This window comes from Acetobacterium sp. MES1 (assembly GCF_002237635.1).
Lineage (GTDB): Bacteria > Bacillota > Clostridia > Eubacteriales > Eubacteriaceae > Acetobacterium > Acetobacterium wieringae.
Map to the genome: position 1 here is coordinate 1 of NZ_MJUY01000002.1, position 22385 is coordinate 22385.

General features: G+C 47.7%; 16 protein-coding genes. 11 read left to right on the forward strand and 5 right to left on the reverse strand.

Features of this window, described 5'->3' with window-relative positions; genetic code table 11:
• Nucleotides 1–125 precede the first annotated feature (125 nt).
• Nucleotides 126–584, forward strand: a complete 459-nt coding sequence (locus tag BI182_RS00015; RefSeq protein WP_286804621.1) for an EAL domain-containing protein — start codon at nucleotides 126–128, stop codon at nucleotides 582–584.
• Between the two features lie 93 nt (nucleotides 585–677).
• Here BI182_RS00015 and BI182_RS00020 read toward each other — a convergent pair whose 3' ends face one another.
• Both BI182_RS00020 and BI182_RS00025 read right to left on the reverse strand, forming a co-directional pair.
• Nucleotides 678–1070 (reverse strand): bacteriohemerythrin, encoded by a 393-nt coding sequence (locus BI182_RS00020; RefSeq protein ID WP_148638256.1) that lies wholly within the window; start codon nucleotides 1068–1070, stop codon nucleotides 678–680.
• Between the two features lie 231 nt (nucleotides 1071–1301).
• Nucleotides 1302–4316 carry a methyl-accepting chemotaxis protein gene (locus BI182_RS00025; RefSeq protein ID WP_502691624.1) on the reverse strand — a complete coding sequence of 1005 codons (3015 nt, stop codon included), beginning with the start codon at nucleotides 4314–4316 and terminating at the stop codon, nucleotides 1302–1304.
• Nucleotides 4317–4822: 506 nt separating this feature from the next.
• On the opposite strand from BI182_RS00025, the gene BI182_RS00030 reads away from it, so the two are divergent.
• From BI182_RS00030 to BI182_RS00050, 5 genes are all read left to right on the forward strand, one after another.
• Nucleotides 4823–6343, forward strand: coding sequence for a helix-turn-helix domain-containing protein (locus BI182_RS00030; RefSeq protein ID WP_286804634.1), 1521 nt, complete (start codon nucleotides 4823–4825; stop codon nucleotides 6341–6343).
• A 76-nt stretch (nucleotides 6344–6419) separates the two neighbouring features.
• Entirely contained in the window at nucleotides 6420–7046 is a 627-nt protein-coding gene (locus tag BI182_RS00035; protein WP_286804638.1) for a toxin-antitoxin system YwqK family antitoxin, read from the forward strand.
• A gap of 158 nt (nucleotides 7047–7204) precedes the next feature.
• Nucleotides 7205–8416 (forward strand): EAL and HDOD domain-containing protein, encoded by a 1212-nt coding sequence (locus BI182_RS00040; protein WP_286804644.1) that lies wholly within the window; start codon nucleotides 7205–7207, stop codon nucleotides 8414–8416.
• Nucleotides 8417–8639: 223 nt separating this feature from the next.
• Nucleotides 8640–9848, forward strand: coding sequence for an EAL and HDOD domain-containing protein (locus BI182_RS00045; RefSeq protein ID WP_286804647.1), 1209 nt, complete (start codon nucleotides 8640–8642; stop codon nucleotides 9846–9848).
• 229 nt (nucleotides 9849–10077) lie between these two features.
• On the forward strand, nucleotides 10078–11538 hold the full coding sequence (locus tag BI182_RS00050) for a helix-turn-helix domain-containing protein (protein ID WP_148638252.1): 1461 nt from the start codon (nucleotides 10078–10080) through the stop codon (nucleotides 11536–11538).
• A 62-nt stretch (nucleotides 11539–11600) separates the two neighbouring features.
• Here the strand turns inward: BI182_RS00050 and BI182_RS00055 are convergent, their stop codons facing one another.
• A complete protein-coding gene (locus tag BI182_RS00055; protein WP_070371473.1) occupies nucleotides 11601–12554 on the reverse strand; it encodes a calcium/sodium antiporter in 954 nt (317 codons plus the stop codon).
• A gap of 309 nt (nucleotides 12555–12863) precedes the next feature.
• Between BI182_RS00055 and BI182_RS00060 the strand changes: the two genes are divergently transcribed.
• Both BI182_RS00060 and BI182_RS00065 read left to right on the forward strand, forming a co-directional pair.
• On the forward strand, nucleotides 12864–13292 hold the full coding sequence (locus tag BI182_RS00060) for a VOC family protein (RefSeq protein WP_070371472.1): 429 nt from the start codon (nucleotides 12864–12866) through the stop codon (nucleotides 13290–13292).
• Between the two features lie 205 nt (nucleotides 13293–13497).
• A complete protein-coding gene (locus BI182_RS00065; RefSeq protein ID WP_286804664.1) occupies nucleotides 13498–15105 on the forward strand; it encodes a dicarboxylate/amino acid:cation symporter in 1608 nt (535 codons plus the stop codon).
• An 18-nt stretch (nucleotides 15106–15123) separates the two neighbouring features.
• Here BI182_RS00065 and BI182_RS00070 read toward each other — a convergent pair whose 3' ends face one another.
• Complete coding sequence (locus BI182_RS00070; protein ID WP_286804681.1) at nucleotides 15124–16497, reverse strand: MATE family efflux transporter; 1374 nt, start codon at nucleotides 16495–16497, stop codon at nucleotides 15124–15126.
• 22 nt (nucleotides 16498–16519) lie between these two features.
• On the reverse strand, nucleotides 16520–16954 hold the full coding sequence (locus BI182_RS00075; RefSeq protein ID WP_070371469.1) for a MarR family winged helix-turn-helix transcriptional regulator: 435 nt from the start codon (nucleotides 16952–16954) through the stop codon (nucleotides 16520–16522).
• A gap of 261 nt (nucleotides 16955–17215) precedes the next feature.
• Between BI182_RS00075 and BI182_RS00080 the strand changes: the two genes are divergently transcribed.
• The 3 genes from BI182_RS00080 to BI182_RS00090 are packed head-to-tail and all read left to right on the forward strand — an operon-like array spanning nucleotide 17216 to nucleotide 22384.
• Nucleotides 17216–17734 (forward strand): V4R domain-containing protein, encoded by a 519-nt coding sequence (locus BI182_RS00080; RefSeq protein WP_070371468.1) that lies wholly within the window; start codon nucleotides 17216–17218, stop codon nucleotides 17732–17734.
• A gap of 46 nt (nucleotides 17735–17780) precedes the next feature.
• A complete protein-coding gene (locus BI182_RS00085) occupies nucleotides 17781–19403 on the forward strand; it encodes a sensor domain-containing diguanylate cyclase (RefSeq protein WP_286804685.1) in 1623 nt (540 codons plus the stop codon).
• Nucleotides 19404–19420: 17 nt separating this feature from the next.
• Nucleotides 19421–22384: an ABC transporter substrate binding protein gene (locus BI182_RS00090; RefSeq protein ID WP_286804687.1), complete on the forward strand. Its 2964-nt coding sequence runs from the start codon at nucleotides 19421–19423 to the stop codon at nucleotides 22382–22384.
• Nucleotide 22385 lies beyond the last annotated feature (1 nt).

Consider the following 22385-nt stretch of genomic DNA (forward strand, 5'->3'; position numbering starts at 1 on the left):
GGGGCAAGCAAAAGTGGCAAAGGCCATAGAGCCTGAACGAAGTGAAGGCCAGCGTCTTGAGGCGCCGGCCGGTAACAGAGGCTTATAGCCTCAGAGCAAACCACCCGTTAGACGGGTGGTGCTGATTGGAGATTACGGAATCCATTTTCATGGAAGATACGACCCTGATGCTTAATCAGCTCAAACAGATCAAGGACATGGGCATGGCGATTGCCATTGACGATTTCGGAACCGAGTATTCATCGCTCTCCTATCTAAAAAAGCTGCCGATGGATCGGATCAAAATTCCCAAAACCTTTATTGATGGTATCGGTCATAATGAAAAAGATGAAGCGATTATTGTCTCGACCATTGTTTTGGGGCTCAAGTTGGGCTGTCGAACCATTGCCGAAGGGGTTGAAACGGAAAAGCAGCTGCTCTTTCTAAAACAGCACGGCTGCGAGGAAATTCAGGGCTATTATTTTTATCAGCCGATGCAGGCCCAAAAAATTGAGCATGAACTGTTCAATTACTATAAACGAAGCAATGGCTTGATCTGCCTACCAGCCCATAAAATAACGGCAACTTACCAGTATTATATGTAAACAGTCAGCGGTACTGATCCCGGCATTGACACCTTGTTTGGGATGATAAAAAATGTCAAAAAAAGCAGCGACGATCGCTGCTTTTTATTGCATTTAAGCGTGGGTACCGATTTTTTTATCCATGCCGGAAATATGTTTGGTCAGCCAGTCAACCACCATCTGGTTAGCGCCAATGATCACGGCGATATTACCGCCGGATTTGTCATATTCGGCCTTGAGTTTGGTCAGTTCATTGACAAAAGCTTTGTGCGCCGCCTGCTGTTCAGCCAGGCCCGGATAGTTGATACTTTTCATATACGCTTCTTCATCGCTGAAATGCTGTTTAGTGTAGCTATCCAGAAAAGAAAGGAGTTCACCAATTTTTTCTTTAGTTTTGCCAGTTTTACCGGCTTCAAAAAGTTCATCGGCCATTTTGAATAATTGTTGATGTTGGGCATCAATGCTGTTCACCCCAACTGATAAATCGTTTGTCCATACAATTGCCATCGTAAACCCTCCTGGTGTAAAAATGTTGTGTGATATATCATGAGTGTCGATAAAAGTCGACATGATAAAATTATAACCCGTATTGCTGGCTAAATCAAGAGTCATTCTAAATAAAAAAACAACGCCGCAATCCTGGGGGAGTGACAGCGTTGTTTTATTAAGACTACCGCCTTACCGCCACGTGTTTGATACGGATGCGGTTGGTGTGGGTATTAAGCGGGGATTACGATTTTAATACTTGTCATTGTCCCAATCATCCAGCTCAATCCGGGGTTCAGGGACGGGGGCTGGTTCCGGTTCAAAGACCGGTTGGGTTGGGGCAGTGTGGCTGCCACTGTTCTTGATGGTAAAGGCGCCCACCATCTGTTTTAGCATTTCGGCCTGGCCGGACAGTTCTTCACTGGCGGCGGCGCTTTGCTCAGCGGTGGCGGAGTTGGTTTGAACCACCTGGGAGACCTGTTCGATGCCTTTGGTAATCTGGGCGATTTCCGAGGCCTGATCGTTTGACGCCCGGGCGATGTTGCCCACCAGGGAGGTGACTTTCTCAATCGCCGAAAGAATCTCGGTCAGACTTTCGGCGGTTTCATCGGCAATTTTTGAACCGATGGCCACCTTGTCGATGGAGCCTTCAATCAGGCCGGTGGTTTCTTTGGCGGCTTCGGCTGACCGGGCGGCCAGGGTTCGTACTTCTTCGGCGACGACGGCAAAGCCTTTGCCGTGTTGTCCGGCCCGGGCGGCTTCAACGGCCGCATTGAGCGCCAGAATATTGGTCTGGAAGGCGATGTCATCAATGACCTTGATAATTTTGGAAATGCTCTGGGAGGAGCTGTTGATATCGACCATCGCCGTGACCATGTTGTTCATCCGGACATTGCCAATTTCAGCGTTGTTGCGGACCTCAATGGAGCGCTGGTTGGCTTCATTGGCCCGGATCGCATTCTGTTTGGTTTCCTGGGCGATTTCGTCGATGGAAGCGGTCAGCTCCTGAATCGCCGAGGCCTGTTCCGTGGCTCCCTGGGCCATCGCCTGACCGCCATCTGAAATCTGCCGGGCGCCACTTTCGACCTGACCGGCGGCATTGTTAATGTCGGCCATGGTGGAACTGAGGTTTTCGGTAATTTCATTAAGCGCCGTTTTAATGGCCTCAAAATCGCCCAGATAGTGGCGGGTTATTTCCTGATTGAGGTTACCTCGGCCAAGTTCTTGCAGCGTTTGGGTTATCTCTTCCACATATTCCTTCAGGAAGGTAATGGTCTGGTTCATATCCTCTTTAATCTGGCCGTGCTGGCCCTTAAAGTCACCCTGCATTTGGGTATGGAGATTCCCCTGGGCCAGTTCCCGGAGGGTGGCTGAAGCGGCCTTGATCGGCTCGATCACCACATCCAGGGTCTGATTAAAGCCTTCGACGACCTTGGCGTATTCACCCTGGAATTTGGTCGCATCCCCCCGGTTATCAAGATCACCGGCGACCGCCATTCGGGTCATGGTCTGGGTTTCGGCGACCAGCAGGGCAATGCTTTCAATCATTAAAATAAAGCTGGGCACCAGGGTGTCGTTGTCGCTGCGTTGGCCGATGGCTTTTAGGCCATCGAGATCGCATAAATTTCCGGCCGCGATGTTGTTGGCAATTTCGACAATATGGACCATCTGTGCGTGAACGCCATTGATGGATTCCCCGATTTCCTGATAAATTCCCTGATAGTGACCGTCAATTTTCTGGGACAGATCATTGGCACAAAGCAGCGCCAGCACTTGATTCCCTTCGGTCAGGGCCCCCAGACCCTCGATACAGGCGTTGATATTGGTTTTTAAGGTATTGAAATCGCCTTTGTATTCGGTGGTGATGGGCGGCGGGATGACCCCGTTGCCAATCCGTTCGATGGCTTTGCTGGCTACCTTCAGGGGTTTGACAAAGGTGTTGATCATGTTGTTGAGGCTGATAATCATATCCTTGAAGGCACCGTTGTAGATGGTGGTATTGCCGCGGTAATTCAGTTGTCCATCCTGGGCAGCCGCACCGATTTTTTTGATGTCATCGCTGACCGCATTCATTGCAGCAACCATATCAAGCAGGGCATAGGCCAGCACATCCTTGTCGGACTGGGGTACAATGGCCACTGCAAAGTCACCTTTTGCTAAACGTTGGGCCGCTTCGGCCTGTTCCCGGCGACTCTCAATGATGGTCGCAAAGGAATCCATCAGGGCGCCAATTTCGTCTTCGCTGCTCGCTGTGATTTCCAGATCCACATCTCCCAGGGCCATCTGATCGGCCAGGCCGGTTAAATCGACAATCGGTTTGGTAATCCGTTTGGCCAGATACCAGGCGGCGGCACCACCCAGCGCCAGCACCAGCAGTGAAATTAATATGGTGATGGTTCGTAAATGGTTCATCGGCGCCAGGACATCACTTTCGTACTGAGCGATGATCAGGTTCCAGTTGGTACCGGGAATCGGAGCGGTGGCCCCGATTTTTTTGTCGCCGTTTAAGGTGTAGTTAAGCATTCCGGATTGTCCGGCGCCCAGTTCCATAAAGGCCCGGCCGAAATCCTTCCAGATGCCGTCATTTTCCATATCGGCAAAAACGTTGGTTTGTTCCAGAATGACAGCATCATCGGGGTGAGCCATAAAGCCGCCCTCGGCACTGACCACAAAGCCGTACTGACGCTCGCCGTCACCCATGGCATTGGTGGTGTCTTTTAAAAAGGTGGGATCCCGACGACCCACCAGCAGGCCGACGACCTGGCCGTTGTTTTTGATCGGGGCGACATCAAAGACCACTGGTTTTAGGGTCACCTTACTGATGGCCACATCCGAAACGGCGGTTTCGCCTTTAAAGCCGTTCTCATACCAGTACTGTCCGGCGGCATCAAATTCGCCGCCACCAGCCAGATATTTGGCATGGCCATCCATATTCATCACGGCAATGTCTTCATAACCCAGGGCAGTCACATCAGCAGCCAGGGCCGCAACTTGGGTATTATAATCCATTGACGCAATACCGTTTCGTTTACTGACCTCACTAAGGGTTTCCAGATTCCCGGCAATAATGGCCGCAACGTGGGAAGCCCCCTCATCGGTGTACTTCTTTGCATCGGCATTGGCCTGTTCCAGCAGAGCCGCTGAGCCCATGGAGTACGACAAAATACCCAGGGCGATGACAGCCACCGCCAGAATCGCCAGAGTGAACCCCAAAAGCCTCGTGGATAGGTGTTTTTTGATCACCCGTCGTTCTCGCAGCCCCGTCAGCCCTGTTAGGGGAGCCGGGTTGTTATCCAGCAGAATTTTTTCTTCGTCCATCTTTTTCCTCTTTTCTATTTTTTTGCTTGACCAGTTGTTAGGGCAGTCACAAGTCCAACCCAGAGGATCGTCACACAACTTGCATGACCGCTGTGATTTACAAAGGACAGGTTTTTTAAATAGTTTGTGAAAAATGATAAAAAATGATTGCCAAAATCCTTAGCGAATCACGAATCATTTCTAACAACTGTGCAGAAGCCGTATCTATTATATCGATTTTGCCCGGTAATTACCAGCAAAATTGGCCAAAACAGCCAACATTTATTTAATGACGCATGCAATTGTCATATTGACGATTTTGTCACAATCACAAAATATTACACTTGTCAGTCCATCGTAAAACGATTATGATGGGCAAAGACAACGTGAATAATAGCAGAGTTAATTGAATGTAACTCTTTAAGAAAAAATAATAAAGTCGAAATAGGCAACCTTGCCTGTTTCCGGGAGGTCTTATGTCATTACTGAGTCAGAGAATCACCGAATTAATCAGTGAAAGCGGTGAAACCGTTTTGGCACTGGCAGAAATGGGAAATATCAATCGTACTACCCTGCAGCGGGTCAAGTCGGGCGAACGGTTACCGACTCGAGCGATGCTAAAAAAGCTGATTCGGGTGCTGCGGCTTTCGCCGACAGAGGCCGCTGAACTGGAAAAGCTCTGGGAAATCGCCCAGGTGGGCGAAGGGATCTATGCCAACCGCCAGAAGATTATTGAGCTGATCGAAACCATTTCCGAATTAACTGAATACAAAATTCCCTATTCCAAAGAGCTTAAGCCTCGGGATGATAAAAACGACCCGGATGAGCGGGCCTCGGCCATGCAAATTGTTAGCGGCGAAAAACAGGTGCTGAGTCTGATTGAAAAAAGCATTGATCAGGAGTTGAGCAAGCAGGCTAAGCCAACCATTAAACTGACCATTCCCTATACCTTTTCGGCGGTTTATGATTATCTTTTTATGCAGTTGCTGGGCAACAAAAAAATACTCGATCTAGCAGATGTTCTGTGCCTGCGCCGAGAAGCGAGCGACACCGCTGCCGACCCGATGCTGGGGGCGCTAAAACACCTGATCGCCCTGACACTGCTGGACAACGTCAATTATTCGTCCTACAGTTATACGCTTGAGACAAACACGGGTGTCAGTGGCCCGGAAATGAGTGCTCTGTTTCCTTATTTTATCATAACATCCACCGCAGTCATCACCATTTCCCGGGATTTAAGTCAGGCGGTGCGCTATCACGATCCGGCCTTTGTACGTCTCTACAGCGACTGTTTTGCAGAAATTTTGGCTTCGACCCGGCCCTTCATTCTGGAAAGCAATAATCTCTTTGCGGTTTTTGACCTGGATCGAAAATTTAAGGTAGAAATGGTAGTTGAACCCTTGCCATGTATTGCCTATTACACCGATCGAGATCTGCTCGAAGCCAAGCTGAATAAAGACTTTCCTTATTATGAACCCTTGCTGGAGGCAGTTGACCGCTATTTTAATTACTTCCGGCAGGTCAGCACGGGGATGCTGAATGTTTTTTCATTAAAAAACTTAAGGCAGTTTATGGATGATGGCAATCTGGTTTTCCCGGAAGAAATTTATCATCGGCTAACCCCATCAGAACGCCTGATGATTCTACAGCAGGTTCGGGATGATCTTTTTTTTGAGCGTCGGCGGCTCTTTGCTGTCGATGATCAAAAACTCTTTTTAAACCAGGCGGTGGAGTTTATCTATGAGAGCTGCGATTGTCTGCGACTGGTGCTGCACTATCGTATTTCTGGCCGGATCGTTTATAAAACCATCGAACTCCGGGAAGCTTTGGTTATTGCCGCATTTAAAGAGTTTTTTCTCAGTCTGCCAGACAGCGATTATGTACTGCCCACTGAGACGACCCTGGCACAACTGGATGCCCTACTGGCCGAATATGCCCCGGCGGCCGATCCCAATTTGACAAAGCCGCTTGTGATAGTGGCGCAAACCGGGGTATAATAAAGACAAACGGGGCGCAAAGCTCACGGCAGTTTTGTAATGACCTATTTATAAATCCAAACAAGGAGGTAAGCATATGGGCGGCATCCTCTTTCTCTTTCTCGTAGGCATTGCTGGCCTTATCCTCTGGCTTTATCTGTCATCCCGGCAAAAAAAAGAGCGTCAGGACCAAAAGCCACAGGTCAAAGTTCCCTGCCGGGACGGCTATATCATCGGTTATTATCAGGGCAACCGCCTAATCGGCCAGCGTTATGTAAACAACCAGCTAGCCTCAACTGGGGTTTTTGTCAACACCATCCAGGTAGGCCCCGGCAAAGAATATTATCCCAATGGCCTCCTTAAATACGAAGGCAACTTTGTCAATGGTCTGGCCTCCGGTCAGGGGAAACTCTACGAAGAAAATGGCAAGCTTAAATACATCGGGAGCTTTGCCAATGGCTACGCCTCCGGTCAGGGACGCATCTTTGACGCCAATGGCAAACTAAAATGCGAGGGCAATTTTGCCCGGCTGTCCACGAATCAGGAAAATATCAAGGATCCGTCGGTGCCTACCGGCCATTGTAAAGAATATTACGATAATGGCCAGCTAAAGTATGAGGGCGAATTTGTCAATGGCGTCTGGCATGGGGAAGGGCGTTCCTATGATCGCAGCGGCCGACTGGTGCATAAAGGTAAATTTCGCAACGGTAAAGCAGTTGGCTGACAATTGATCGACAGGTATCGGACAGGTATCGGTTTATTTAGTTGATGTCAATCGTTTTCACTTGTTAATTGGTCGGGATGATGCTATCATTGAGACAAGAGGTTTTAAAAATTCGGGTATCAGATGACCGACCTGACACCGTTTAAGGGGGAGCGCAGATGTTTATTGCCAGACAACCGATTTTTAACGTGGATCTGGACGTTTATGGATATGAACTGCTGTTTCGGCTCAACAGCCAGTCCAGTCAGTTTGGTGGAATTTCCTCTCAGGGAGCCACCGCAGCGGTGCTCACCGGACTCTATGAAGCGGGAATTGAAAACATCATTGAGGATAAGCGGGCCTTTATTAATTTTGACGAGATTTTTATCTATTCCGATGCTCTGGAATTAATCAAACCGGATCAGATGGTGGTGGAAATGCTGGAGAAAGTAAAAATTGATGACAGCCTGATTGCCCGGATTCAATCAATCCGGGAGAAGGGCTACCAGATTGCGCTGGATGATTTTGAAGAAACCTTCCAAAATTATCCGCTGAGTCCGCTGGCCGACATTATCAAGTACGATCTGATCGCCACCCCGTTGGCAAGCGTTGCCAGCGATGCCGCCGATGCGCTGGCTCAGGGCAAGGTGTTACTGGCCGAAAAGGTCGAAACCCGGGATGAATTTTTGCAGGCCCGTGATATGGGCTTTACCCTGTTTCAGGGTTATTTTTTCAGCAAACCAGTGATTGCTGGTCAGTCGGTTAATAAATCGCCGACCAAGTTTCAGTATTTCAGATTGATTGAGGAGCTTAAAAAAGAAGACCCTTCCTATGATGCCCTGGCTGAGCTGATTCAACAGGATGTCACCCTGGCCTATCGAGTCATGCGGATGGCCAGTATCCGATCCAATCACGATCTGGTCAGTTCGATCCGCAATGCGCTGACCTATATGGGCCTTAACGAAATTGAGCGCTGGTTCAATATTCTGATGCTTCAGGATCTGGGCCAGGAAAAACCCGCAGAGTTGATGAAAATCGCTCTGATTCGGAGCCGTTTTGCCCAAACCCTGGCCAAACGGGCGCTGATGACCTACAACGCCCAGCATGGGGCGGCAATGATGGGGTTGTTTAGCGTTCTCGACGGGATTCTCGACCAGACCATGGATGAAGCACTGGCGGGCATTGCCTTGCCACCGGCCATTCTCGACGCACTGATAAAGGGTGAGGGGGTGCTGTACCCGATTTACCAACTGATGCTGGCCTATGAAAAAGGTGACTGGGCAACCACCCTGAAACGATCGCAGGAGCTAAAAATCGAGGAGTACATTTTGTATCACGATTACCGGGAAGCGATTGCCTGGGCCAATGAAATCATTTTAAACATCGCCTGAAAAATTTTAAGTAGATAACCGATTCAATAAAACATGGCCAGCTGCAGTTGCGCCATTTTTTTGTTGCAATAATTGGCAGCAGAAAGAAAACATGTGCAAAAAAATAACAGCCTGGGGGTGTGAAAATTCTTGTTTTTGATGAAACATAGTGTTACAATAAACATATTGAACAGGAACGGACATTTATAATTTTACACCAGTATAAAGAGACCCAGGAGGCCTTATGTTTATTGCCAGACAACCGATTTTCAACGCTCAGCTGGACGTGTACGGGTATGAGCTTTTATTTCGGCTTCACAACCACTCGACCCATTTTGGCGGCATGTCGTCTCAGGGGGCAACAGCCATGGTCATCACCGGTCTGTTTGAATCGGGACTGGAAAACCTCGTTGAAGATAAGTTTGCCTTTATTAACTTTGATGAAATATTTATTCATTCCGAAGCCGTGGAACTGATTGACCCCGAGCGGATGATCGTGGAAATGCTGGAAAACATTGAAGTCAGCCGCAATCTGGTTGAGCGGCTTACGGCTATCAAAGACAAGGGCTACAGCATCGCTCTGGATGATTTTGCCCAGACCTATCAGACCTACCCCCTGACGCCATTGGCGGATATTATCAAGTATGACCTGATGGTCACGCCGCTTGATACCATTACCGATGATATTCTGGCGGGTCTGGCTCAGGGGAAAACACTGTTGGCTGAAAAGGTGGAAACCCGGGATGAATTTCTAAAAGCAAAGGAATTGGGGTTTACCCTCTTTCAGGGCTTTTTTTTCAGCAAACCGCACATTGCTGGACGTACCTTCCGGGCCACCCCCTCGCAACTGCAGTATCTGCAGCTGATGACTGAAATAAATGCGGATGAACCCTCCTTTGATCGGTTGGCCCAGTTGATCGAACAGGATGTGACCCTGACCTATCGGTTGCTCCGACTGGCCAGTTTTCGGGCTGGCAGTGAATCGATTTGCTCCATCAAGTTTGCCCTAAGCTATATTGGCCTGCGTGAATTTGAACGCTGGATCAGTATTTTAATGATTCATGAAGTCAGCAAAGACAAACCCACCGAACTGATCAAACTATCGCTGATTCGTACCCGCTTTGCCGAGTCACTGGCGAAACGCTCGGGAATGCATGAATGGGAACATGATGCCGCTCTGATGGGACTGTTTAGCGTTTTGGATGCGATTCTTGATCAACCAATGGATGTGGTCTTGGCGGGGATCGCCTTGCCGCAAGCGATTTTAGAGGCCCTGATCAACCAGCAGGGCGTTCTTTTTCCGATTCAGGCCTTGATGGTGGCCTATGAAAAGGGCGAATGGTGTCTGGTCGAAGAATTGGCTCAATTCTTAAAAATAGAGGATTACCACATTTATCACGACTACCGGGAAGCGATTGCCTGGGCGAGTCGCATTGTTTGCAATATTGCCTAGATAAGTGAATTACATAAAAATAAATAAAAAAGAGTACTCACCCGATATGTGGTGTGAGTACTCTTTTTTTATGATCGGTCGCAACCCGATCGCTTAACCATTTTGGATCCGACAAGATTTATAAAAGGGCAAAATATTCTGGCACACAAAATGCCACATCTTGCAATTGGCTCCAACACGGCTATAATAAGAGTGAGAGAGACAAAAAATACAGAAACTGGAGTAGCCGATGACACGTTTTAGTAAAAAAATCGAAGAATTAATTGACGAAAGTGGCGAAACCGTACAATCCCTGGCGGAGATGGGGAAAATCAATCGCACCACGTTGCAGCGGATAAAATCTGGTGAGCGGCTGCCTACTCCTAAAGTTTTTGAATGCTTATGTAAAGCGTTGCGTCTGTCAACGACTGAAATCGAAGAATTGCAGGCCTTGCAAGAAATTACCCAGGTCGGCGAACGGTGTTACTATAATCGTCAAAAAATTGTGGAGCTGATGGCCGTCATCTTTGAACTCACCAGCTATCACATTCCTTTTTCAAAAGAATTAAAAGCTCCGGATTGCGCATTAGTCGGCTCCGGGGAACAAGCAAAAATTCAGATTGTGACTGGATTAGAAGCCGTCCAGAGCGTTATCGAAAACAGCATCGATCGGGAGCTTTTCTGCCAGGAGGAGCCGCATCTGAAACTTTCGATTCCCAGTCATTTTGAACGGGTTTATGCGCATATATTTCAGCAAATGCTGGGAAATGCAAAATACCTGGTTTTGCAGGATGTTCAGTGTTTTCCGGAAGTCAGTGACGAAAGCCTTGCTGATCCGGGCCTTGGTACCCTTAAAACTCTGATAGGTCTGTCGTTGCTTGATAATATTACTTATCACTCCCACTATTATTATCAGGCAGTTGGGAAGAGTCAGGAAATCAATGTGCTGTTTCCCTATTTTATGCTCACATCGGAGGAAGTCATTGTGATTTCCCGGGATTTTTGTCGGGCCATCCGCTATCGCGATTCAGAGCTTTATGATCTCTACCAGAAGGGTTTTGTTACCATCCTTTTGCAGTCCGAGCCCTTTATTGAAGAAAGTCGGGATCTTTTTGCCATCTACTCCTTGGATACGACCTATCGGATCCGTCAGGTTATTGAACCGCTGCCCTGCTTTGCCTACTACGCCACTCACGAGATGGTAGCCGACAAGGTTCGCCGGGAATTGCCCTTCTATGATGATCTGGTATCGGCCACCAATCGCTTTTACGATTATTTTAAAGCGGAAAACCGTGCCATGATCAATGTCTTTTCATTAAACAATCTGGAAACCTTTATGGATACGGGCAATATGTATTTTCCGGAGGAAGTGTGTCATCCCTTTACGCCAGCCGAACGCCTGATGCTGACCAAACAGGTGCGCCAGGATATTGCCGCTGATGCCCGCAAAACCTACGCCTTCGATGAAAAAAAGATTGTCCTTAATTCAGCAGTTGAATTTGTAAATGAAGCAACTCTGGTGCATCTGATCCTGCATTATCAAAAAGCCGATCAGCAGATTTTTAAGACGATTAAATTAAAAGAAGCAAAAATTGTGGCCGCCTTTGACGATTTTTTCTCAAGTCTGCCGGGCAGTCCCTATGTGTTACCCAAAGAAGACACCCTGGCTGCCATGGATCAGCTGATCTTGCGCTATGAAGCCCAGGCATAGTGTTATAAAAAGCGCCCGCAAAATTGCGAGTGCTTTTTTAAGTGCCAGTAAGCAATAAAGATCTAGGAAATCGCCCGCATGATGATAAAGGCCGAATAACCGACATAGCCCAGCATCATGACGGCCCCTTCCCAGCGGCTGATTTTCTTGGAGGTGTACATCATCGGAACGACGATAATCATGGCCGCCAGCAAAATCCACAGATCGGCATAGTTTTCGGTGGCGATTTCAATTGGGAAGATAACCCCGGAAACCCCCATAACAAAGAGGACATTAAAGATATTAGAACCGACAATATTACCAACAGCAATATCGTTTTCGCCCTTCTTAGCTGCTACTACTGAGGTGATCAGCTCCGGCAGGGAGGTGCCGATGGCAACGATGGTTAAACCAATCACGGTTTCAGACATGCCCAGGATGGTGGCAATTTCGATGGCCGCATTAACCACCAGATCGGCGCCAAAAACCACGGCGACCAGACCGCCGATGGTAAAGAGAATACTCTTGGGAACTGGCAGCACAAGTATTTCGCCCTCAGATTCTTCTTTGCCCAGGATGGCAATTTCCACCATCGAATACAGATAGATGGCAAAAAAGAGCAGTAGAATCCAGCCCTCCGAACGGGAAACCACGCTGATCGGGTCACCGTTGATCAGCCCGTCCATCACCATCAGCATTAAGGCAACGGTGGTCAGGATGGCAAAAGGCATCTCTTTAAAAATCGTTTTTGATTTGATGCTGATGGGGGAAATAAAGGCTGAGATACCCAGAATAAAGAGGATGTTGACAATATTGGAACCCACCACATTCCCAAAAACAATCCCATTGGCCTGATTCAGGGATCCGGACACACTGACTGCCAGTTCCGGGGCGCTGGTGCCAAAAGCCACCAGGGTCAAACCGATGACCATACTGGGGATGTTAAAGCGCTTGGCAATGGAAGACGAACCCTCCACAAAAAAATCGGCACCCTTAACTAATAATACGAGGCCGATGATTAAAAAAATAATACTCACAAGAAATCCTCCCTCTAAAAATTACAGATTGCAGAACTGACTATCAAGTTGTCTGCAACAAGGCAGAAATGAACGAAAATAAAGCTCCATTTATGACCCTTATAACAATAACAGCAGATTTGCATCAGGTCAATTTTATTTTACAGAAATTTGTAAAAAATTTACCCGAAACCGTTTAAATCGTAAAAATAAGGCTATACAATGTAACAGAGTGTCATGATGCTGTAAAATTGATTAAAACGGAGATCCCGGTGTAATCCCAAGTATTCTTTAGCAAAGGGTGCACCTAAACGAAAAAGGAGTGTAGAAATGCAGGTACAACCCTATATTAGTTTTAATGGAAATTGTCAGGAAGCTGTGGAATTCTATGCCGACGTTTTTGGCACTGATCAGGCTGAAATTATATTATTTGATGAAACCCTGCCCGAACCGGGCAATCCTGATCCGGCAGAAAAAGTGACTATTCGTGCGGATCTTGAGACCGATGAACTACGGGTGTCGCTCTCGGATATACCCTCAAAATCACCTGACAATCAAAAAGAAAAGATGACCCTGGTCATTTTCAGTGACGACCTGGATGAGATCAAAGGCCTTTATTATAAATTAAAAGATGGTGGAACCGTCGAAACCGAACTGCAGGAAACCTTCTGGAGTAAGGTTTATGGTTCGCTGGTCGATAAATTTGGGGTAAATTGGCAGTTAAATTATGATGACGGCAGAATGCGTCAAGTGGTATAATGGTGGTAATCTTAGACTATTATTTCACCATTTGATGAGCATGACAATTTTTTATCATGGTGAAAGGCACACGGTATAAGTAATACCGTGTGTTCTTTATGCCAGCGCCAGATAATTTCAGGTTTGACACCAGCCTAACCCGAGAGTATATCAGTGGCATGGTTTACACAAACGCAGTCAGAAGATCGATGCATAAGGGGGAACCATGGAAGTAAAAAAGATATTACCACTGAGTCTGGCCAGTCTCGATGAAGCCAACGTCTTTGTTTCGGAGCTCTTGCAAAAATACAAGTGCCCCAAAACCGATAACATGAAAGCGCAGCTTTTTGTGGAAGAAGCCATTGTTTACTGGAGTGAGCGGGCAAGCGATCAGGCGCATTTTGAGTTGTCGATTCAGAAGCGCTTTAAAACCATTAGCCTAACGCTGAATTACTGGGGTAATCCGGAAAATCCGCTGACCCTGCCGGAAACACCGGAGGGAGAAGCAGTTGACTACAATCGGATCGGACAGAATATCTTAATTGGACTGTCATCCGTAACCTATTCTTACGAAAAGGGCTGTAATAACGTTTCTTATACGCTAAAACAAAAACCATTAAACCCGGCATTGACAACAGCCATCGCCCTGCTTGGTGCGATTCTGACCGGATTTTTCATCCAGATGATGGCACCTGAGCTGGGCAAGCAAGTGGGTACCGGGATTCTTTCTCCGATTAGCAGTACATTTTTTGGTTTTCTCAACGCCATTGTAATACCGGTGCTGTTTTTTTCCGCCATCGGCAGTATTGTCAATATGGATAACCTGGCCCAAATGAAACGGATTTTCCGCCTGCTGCTGACCTGGTCAATGGCAGTAATTCTTCTGGCTTCAGCGGTTTCTTTGGGAATGGCTCAGATTTTTCTGCTGGGCAACACCGGGTCAGCCAGTCAGGCTGGTCAGGGGGATCTGTGGAACCAGATTGGGGAGATGGTCTTCGGGATTATTCCAGCCAATATTATTCAGCCATTTATCGATGGCAATACCCTGCAAATCATGTTTCTGGCCATTATTGGTGGCATTGTGATGTTGACCTTAAAGGGCCGCTTTCCGCAAATTACCCGGATTATTACCGAAGCCAATCTGATTTTTTCAACCATCCTGGACGCCGTCTGTGCCCTGATGCCGGTGGTGGTTTTTATCAGTATTTTGAATATGATGATTTCCGGGGAAGGGGCGGCGCTACTGGGAGCCGTTTGGCTGATTGTATTGTTGCTGATTGCTTTTCTGATAATTAATGTGTTCATGCTATTGAGTGTAGCCGTTTATGAAAAAATAAGCCCTGTGTCGTATTTAAAAACAGCAGCACCATTTCTGCTGATTGCCTTCTCAACCGCCAGTTCCAGCGCCACCTTTGTCAGTCATACCGCAACGGCAATTGGCAAGCAGAAAATCCGGGACTACGTCGTCAATTTTTCGATTCCGGTAGGGGTTTTGTTTAACAAGCAGGACGCCATTCCGATGCTGTTATTGACATCCTTGTTTATTGGTAATATTTATGGAATCGGCTTTTCATTGCCGGATACGATTCCGGTCGTGATTCTGTGTATGATTCTTTCGGTGGCGGTGCCACCTTCGCCGGGGATGGGGGCTTTTCTTTTCACCATCGTTTTCAACCTTCTGGGGATTCCTTTGGAAGGGCTGGCACTGGCCGTAACCATCGCCATCTTTCTGGACTATCCGGCCACCACCGGCAACGTCATGACAACCAATATCGGAATGATTCACACGGAACACCGGCTCCGTGCCAGCGAACTAAAAAAGCGCCCGATTTAGGGGCGCTTTTTTGATGGCTTAGGCCAGTCCGTCTTCCATTGCCATGGAAATCGGTTCGGTTTTGCTGGCCCGAAGTTTACGGTAGGTGACGGTATACATTGAAATGGCCAGGATAATTGAGACAACATCGGCCAGCGGTTGGGCCCAGATGATCCCCTGCAGACCAAACAGCGTGGAACCTAGAATCAGAATCGGGACAAAGGCTAGACCCTGTCGGCAAATAGTCAGAATCAGCGAAGGGATGGCTTTGCCCAGCGACTGATAGACGGTGGTGACGATAAACTGGAGGCCCAGAAAGGGACTGACCAGCATTTGAATAATCAGCATGGTGGCACCAATGGTGATGACCTCCGGATCATTGATGAAGAAGGTAACAATCGGGGCGGCAAAAAGGATTGCGACGATCATGACCACAGTGCCCATGATCATTCCGACAACCCCGGTGAATTTAATGGCATCATTCATCCGTTTATAGTTCTGCTGGGCATAATTGTAGCCGATAAAGGGCTGAATACCCATTGCCAGACCCAGTGCCAGCATGACCACAATGGAGAAGACCCGGCCAGAGACACCCAGGGCAGCAATGACGGTATCGCCATATGCGGAGGCATAGCTGTTTAACATGATCATTGAAAAACTCATCAGAATGTTATTGACAGAGGCCGGAATCCCAATCGCAAAGGTATTTTTGGCGATGGCGCCTTCCATCCGGAAATCCTGGGGGGCGATGGAGAGCACATCACTGTGTTTAAAAATATAGTAGATAAAGTATAATACAGCGCAGGCATTTCCAATCACGGTGGCCCAGGCTGCTCCGGCCACGCCCATGCCCATGGAGAGAATCATAATCGGATCAAGAATGATGTTAACGATGGTTCCGATCATCATCCCGATCATCGATTCTTTGGCTGCGCCAACGGAGCGGACAATCTGGGCCAGTGAATTCTGCAGACTGATGGCGATGGCGCCATAAGCGACAATGGTCAGATAGTCCCGGGCAAAACCGATGGTGTTGGGGCTGGCACCGGCAATGGTCAGAATTGGATCCATAAAGACCAGAAACACCACCATTCCGATCAGGCCCAGGGCGATCGAGCCATAAAAGGCAAAGGAGGAGGTATGCTTGATATCCGCAATCCGGTGCTCCCCCAAGAGCCGGGAAATATAGGAGCCGCCGCCGATGCCAAAAATATTACCAAAGGCCATCAGCAGAAAAAAGATCGGCATGGTCAGGGTAACGGCGGCCACCTGGTTGGCATCACCGGTTTGACCGACAAAATAGGTATCGGCCATGTTGTAGACAATCGTCACCAGCATACTTAGCATGGTGGGAATGGCCAGGGTCATCACCGCCTTGGGGATGGGGTACTTTTCAAATAAATCGTTTTTCATAAAAATAATTCCTTTCTGTGAATCATTGGTTGGTAATGTTTTCTAAAATTTGATGCAGGAGCGACTCCAGCAGGTCGAGATGTTCAGGTGAGATGCCCCGGAGGGTCTCAGTTTCCAGACGGGTGATCTCGGTACAAACCAGCGACTCCAGTTCCAGACCCTTTTTTGTCAGCTCCAGATAATTAATCCGGCGATCCAAAGGATCGGGTCGGCGCTGGATAAAATCTTTTTCCACCAGCCGCTTGACGATCCCGGTAACGGTGGGACCTTTGAGGCGAAAAGCTTCTTCAATCATCTTCTGGTTGATTGCCTGACCCTGATGGTGTAGCAGAAACATAATCACCGAAAATTGGGACGAGGTCAGATCCCATTGTTTTAACGAATGATTGAAGCGCATTTCCATAATGTTATTCAATTGTTTAACAAAGCCACCAAAATTAAATTGATCTGTTTTCATCACGTCTCCATTACTTAGCATGCTATCTATTTTATCGGAAGAAATTTTAATTGTCAAGTCAACATTTTAACGAATCGTTTGCACAAAATAGCAGATGTTTAAAATTAAGAATCGATATCGATAAAATAGATCTGCTGCCAATTAAAGCACCTTGACAAGATCCCGGGTTAACGTGGTAAAATAAGGAAATTAAATCAATTTACGATTGCCGCAAAACAGGTGGGTTAGTAATTGAGAAGCGTGAAGTGGAGGGCATCATAATTGGCTGGAAAATATGAATTTTCCTGGGAGTTACTGGGAGATATTGGTGTAGGACGTCCAAATTTGGGGAATACCACCCGGGTTGAGGTGTATCGACTGATGCAATTTACCTTCAGAGACATCATCGAAAAACATGTTGGGGTTGAGGAAACCGATCAAATTTTTTATGAGGCTGGACAATTGGCTGGTAATGCCTTCTATCAGCATATGATTACGAAAACCGATGATCTCAATCATTTTGTTAGTCAGCTTAAAACGGTGCTGAAAGACCTGGGTATGGGTATTTTGCGGGTGGAAGAAGCGGATATGGAAAAAGGTGAACTGATTTTGACGGTTTCCGAAGATCTCGATTGCTCCGGCTTGCCGGAGGATAGTTACGAGATCTGTACCTATGATGAAGGGTTTATCTCGGCCCTGCTGGAAAATTTTTCTGGTAAACCTTTTGTTGTTAAAGAGATCGACTGCTGGTGCACTGGGGATCGCACTTGTCGTTTCCATGCCAAAGCAATCGAGCAATAAGACATAATTAGCCAGCTATAGCATGAAGGGAGCTGACAAAACAGCAATGATCAGTAAAGACGCACGATCCATTTTAGAATATTTTAAAGCCCTGTTAAATGACCTTCGAGTCAGCGTAATTCCCCCTGAAAACATCAGCAACGATGACTCTTTTTTAGAAATTGATCAAACCATCAAAACCATCAGGAATTCGGCAACAGCTCTTGGCAACGGAAATCTGTCTGAGGATATCAACGGCCGGGGTTACGTGCTGGGGTCTTTAAAAAACCTTCAGGCTTCGCTTAGGAATTTGACCTGGATCACCAAAACCATTGCGTCAGGCGACTTTTCTCAGCGGGTTCATTTTCTTGGCGATTTTTCCGAGGCCTTTAACAGCATGACCGAAAAACTGGAGTCGTCCATTCATGAACTGGAAGAAGCCCGTTCTCATTTCGAAATGGTGTTTCAGACTATTCCCGATGCCACCGTGATTACCAAAGTCGCCGATGGGACCCTGATTGCCTATAACCGGGCTTTTATGGAAGCCACAAAATTTACCGATGCGGATTTGACCGTCGGTTTATTTAATATCAGCGATCTCTGTATTGATGCCAGCCAACGGGAAAGCTTCATTAAAACCCTTGAAGCCAATGGCTTTGTTGAGAATCTGGAGGTCTGTTTTTATGGCAAGAACAATGAACAACATACTGGTCTGGTGTCATCGAAAAAAATCAGCATTGACGGGATGCCCCACGCTCTCAGCGTAATCCGGGATATCACTCAACTCAAGGCCATTGAAGCGAAACTGCAGCAGAGTGAAGAGCGCCACCGGTTGCTGGCAGACAATGCAGCAGATGTCATCTGGACCATGGATCTGACCGGGCGTTTCACCTACATTAGCCCTTCGGTGGAAAAACTCCGGGGCTATACGGTTGAAGAAGTCATGGCTCAGTCCCAGGAAGAAGTCTTATGTCCAGGATCACTGGTTCAGATGCATGAGGGGTTGGCTCGGGCCATTAATTCGGTTCAGAATGGTCTGCCTTTTCAAGTCTATCGCGGGGAATTGGAACAACCCTGCAAAGATGGAACCACGGTTTGGACTGAAGCGACTGTTTCCGGAATATACAGCGAAGATGGACGCTTTGTCGGGATGTTGGGGGTTACCCGGGATATCAGCGAACGAAAACTAATGGAGGAAGAAATAAGACGGCTGTCAATTACCGATAAGCTGACCCAGAGCTTCAACCGTTTAAAGCTGGATGAGACCCTGGAACATCACAACAAATGGGCCCAAAACGGCTCAGCTCCTTTTGCGATTATCATTCTGGATATTGACCACTTCAAACTTGTCAACGATACCTATGGCCATCAGGTCGGGGATCGGGTTTTAATCGAGCTGGTTGGACTCCTCAACGAAACGGTCCGGCATGGCGATGTGGTGGGGCGCTGGGGCGGCGAAGAGTTTTTGATTATTCTGCCGGATACTAGCCTGATGGACGCCGCCAGGTTGGCCGAACGGCTGCGCCAGGCAGTTGCTAACCATTCTTTTGCAACTGCGGGAGCGGTGACAATCAGTCTTGGGGTATCAGCTTACAAAAATGATACCGCTCCGGAGTCCATCGTTTCCCGGGCCGATAGGGCCCTCTATCTGGCCAAGGAAAAGGGCCGCAATCGTGTTGAAGTATGCTAGTTTTTTCGGAGGGGTCAATGCCAAACCATGAACTCAGTTATCGCAGCAACTTATTAAAATCAGCTAAAGCTGTCATCCATGTAAGCGTGCTCCTGATTTGGATGTTTGCAACCGGGATACTGTTTGGGCCAACTTTTTTTGTCTGCGCCGAGGACGAAAAGTCGGTGCTTTTTATCAGCTCCTACAGTGAAAGCTTTGTCTCGGTTCCTGACCAGATAACGGGCATCCGATCGGTATTTGACGAACAAAAGATCAAACTGGAAATTGAATATATGGATACCAAACGCCTCGATACTCCGGAGAACAAAGAGGTTTTTTATCAGAGTCTGAAATTCAAATTGGCCCAGCTGCCACCCTATGATGCGGTGATTGTAGGAGATGACAATGCCCTTCAGTTTGCCCTCGACCATCAGGCCGAATTGTTTTCTCAGATCCCGATTGTTTTTCTTGGTGTAAACGATGAAACCCGGGCCCGACAAGCTGCGGCCGATCCTTACATCACCGGTATTATTGAGCGGATCTCGATAAAAGAAACGCTGGAGATCGCCCGGGTCTTTAACCCCCGGGCTACCAAGGTAGTAGGGATTGCCGATGAAACTCTGACTGGTCAGGGCAACCGTCAGCAGTTTAAATCCTTACGCCAGAGCTTTCCGGAACTGACCTTTTCCACCCTCAATACGCCCAACTACAGCTTTGATGAGCTGGGGACAGAACTGGAGAAATTGGGGGATGACACCATTTTACTATTTTTGGATATGAACCCGGACAAGACCGGGGCTTACATGGAGTTTGAAAAAGCGGCAGCTTTTCTGAACCAGCATACCCAGATCCCCGTTTATCGGGCTTCGGTGGGAGGCGTCGGTTATGGACTGATCGGCGGAAAAATGGTGGATTATCAGGCCCTGGGCAAAACAGCGGCCGAATTGGTCAGCGACATTTTGGCAGGAACCCCGGTCGCATCCATCCCAATGGTTGAAGAGACCCCCTATTTTTACATCTTCGATTATGAATTGATCAAGCACTATCAGATTCCGGATCACCTGATTCCGACTGATGCGGTGCTGATTAATAAAACCGAACATCCACTGGATAAATATCGCAACCTGATTTGGGCCACTGCCATTATTGTCAGCTTTCTGACCTTGGTAACGCTTTTATTAATTTATGATAATCTGAAGCGCCGAAGCATCCAAAAAGCCCTGGTGGCCAGCAATGCTAAGCTTACAGCGACGTACAAAGAACTGGAAACGATGGAAGGAACCCTGCGGCGGCAATATGAAGTGATGGCCGAGCATGACCGGGAAGTCGGCGAACTGAATCAGAAGTTTGAGCTGGCCATTGAGGGCACCAACAGTGCGGTCTGGGAGGTAGATCTCACGTCCAAAACGGTTTCTTTTGCTGGGGACTGCTCCCGGATTATCAATCGAATCCTCAGTAACCATTGTCATGTCCACTATTGGATGGATGTCGTTCTGGAGGCCAGTCATCGTGAGCGTTTGATTACAGAGGTCAGCAATTACCTTCTGGGTAAATCAGCCCAGATCAATATTCAGGTACTGACGGCGGGCGACGACACACAGCAAAAATGGTTGCTGATCCGTGGCAAAGGGATCAAATCGGCAGACGGCAATTTCTGCAAGCTGCACGGGATCTTGCTGGACAATACTAAATTCAAACTTCAGGAAGAACAGATAAGGCATCTGGCCCGACATGATTTTTTAACCCAGCTGCCCAACCGGATGAGCTTTCTGGTGCAACTGGAAAAAGAACTGGCGGCTGGCCATACCGGGGCGGTGCTGCTCCTGGATATTGATAATTTTAAAAGTATCAATGACACCCTGGGCCATCTCTTTGGGGATCAATTGCTCAAGCTGATTGCCTGCCGGTTGCAGTCAATCGCTGACGAGAACATGATGGTGGGTCGGCTCGGCGGTGATGAATTTCTGATCCTGATCACCAATAAATGCCATCAGGCCGATATTGAAGCCTATGCCAATAAGATTTTGAGCGCTTTCGATGAAGCCTTCCGGCTCGACAGCCGGGAAGTTTTTGTCAGTATCAGCATGGGTATTTCCTGCTATCCCTATGATAGCAGTGCGATGGATCAGCTGATTATGAATGCCGATACAGCCATGTACGAGGTTAAGAACCGGGGCAAAAATCACTATATGTATTATCATCAGGAATTGAAAAAGGCCATGAGCCGTAAAATCGAAATTGAAGCGATGCTCAGAGCGGCATTAAAGAGCGACGGTTTTAAACTGGTCTATCAGCCCCAGGTGGATTTGGACAGTGGTCAGATCAGCGGCTTTGAAGCCCTGCTCCGAATCAAAGAAAGCCGCCTCGGTCCGGACCAGTTTATTCCGGTAGCCGAAGAAACCGGCCTGATCAGTGAGATCGGCCGCTGGGTGATCCGGGAAGCGGTGGCCCAGATTGCCCGCTGGCGCAATCAGGGACTGGCGGAAAAACCGGTAGCCATCAATTTTTCCAATCGTCAGTTGCAGGACAAAGAGTATGTTGGCTATATCATCACACTGCTGCATCAGCATCATGTCGAGCCCTGGTTTATTGAGATTGAGATTACCGAAAGCATCTTGATGGAAAACGATGGCCAGACGAAGGAGTTTCTAAAAGGGCTTAAAGATGCCGGGCTGGCAGTGGCCCTGGATGATTTTGGCACCGGTTATTCATCGCTGAATTGTCTGACATATCTGCCGGTCAACAAAATAAAACTGGATAAATCAATCAGTGATCAGTTTTTACAGGGCAACCGGATCAAGGTGATAGAAAGCCTGATCCTGCTGGCTCACAGTCTCAATTTAAAAATCATGGCGGAGGGTATTGAAGAGTGGGACAAAGTTGCCGTTCTCAAAAACAGTGACTGTGATGGAATTCAGGGCTATGTTTTCAGTAAACCGCTGGAACCGGCCGAAATCGCCGTGATTTACAACCACAATCTACTCACCAAGCCGCTACAATAAA

Coding starts and splice junctions, on each gene's coding strand:
- BI182_RS00050 (WP_148638252.1), top strand. CDS start 10,078: ATGACACGTTTTAGTAAAAAAATCGAAGAATTAATTGACGAAAGTGGC.
- BI182_RS00040 (WP_286804644.1), top strand. CDS start 7,205: ATGTTTATTGCCAGACAACCGATTTTTAACGTGGATCTGGACGTTTAT.
- BI182_RS00075 (WP_070371469.1), bottom strand. CDS start 16,954: ATGAAAACAGATCAATTTAATTTTGGTGGCTTTGTTAAACAATTGAAT.
- BI182_RS00045 (WP_286804647.1), top strand. CDS start 8,640: ATGTTTATTGCCAGACAACCGATTTTCAACGCTCAGCTGGACGTGTAC.
- BI182_RS00085 (WP_286804685.1), top strand. CDS start 17,781: ATGATCAGTAAAGACGCACGATCCATTTTAGAATATTTTAAAGCCCTG.
- BI182_RS00060 (WP_070371472.1), top strand. CDS start 12,864: ATGCAGGTACAACCCTATATTAGTTTTAATGGAAATTGTCAGGAAGCT.
- BI182_RS00030 (WP_286804634.1), top strand. CDS start 4,823: ATGTCATTACTGAGTCAGAGAATCACCGAATTAATCAGTGAAAGCGGT.
- BI182_RS00035 (WP_286804638.1), top strand. CDS start 6,420: ATGGGCGGCATCCTCTTTCTCTTTCTCGTAGGCATTGCTGGCCTTATC.
- BI182_RS00070 (WP_286804681.1), bottom strand. CDS start 16,497: ATGAAAAACGATTTATTTGAAAAGTACCCCATCCCCAAGGCGGTGATG.
- BI182_RS00090 (WP_286804687.1), top strand. CDS start 19,421: ATGCCAAACCATGAACTCAGTTATCGCAGCAACTTATTAAAATCAGCT.
- BI182_RS00065 (WP_286804664.1), top strand. CDS start 13,498: ATGGAAGTAAAAAAGATATTACCACTGAGTCTGGCCAGTCTCGATGAA.
- BI182_RS00020 (WP_148638256.1), bottom strand. CDS start 1,070: ATGGCAATTGTATGGACAAACGATTTATCAGTTGGGGTGAACAGCATT.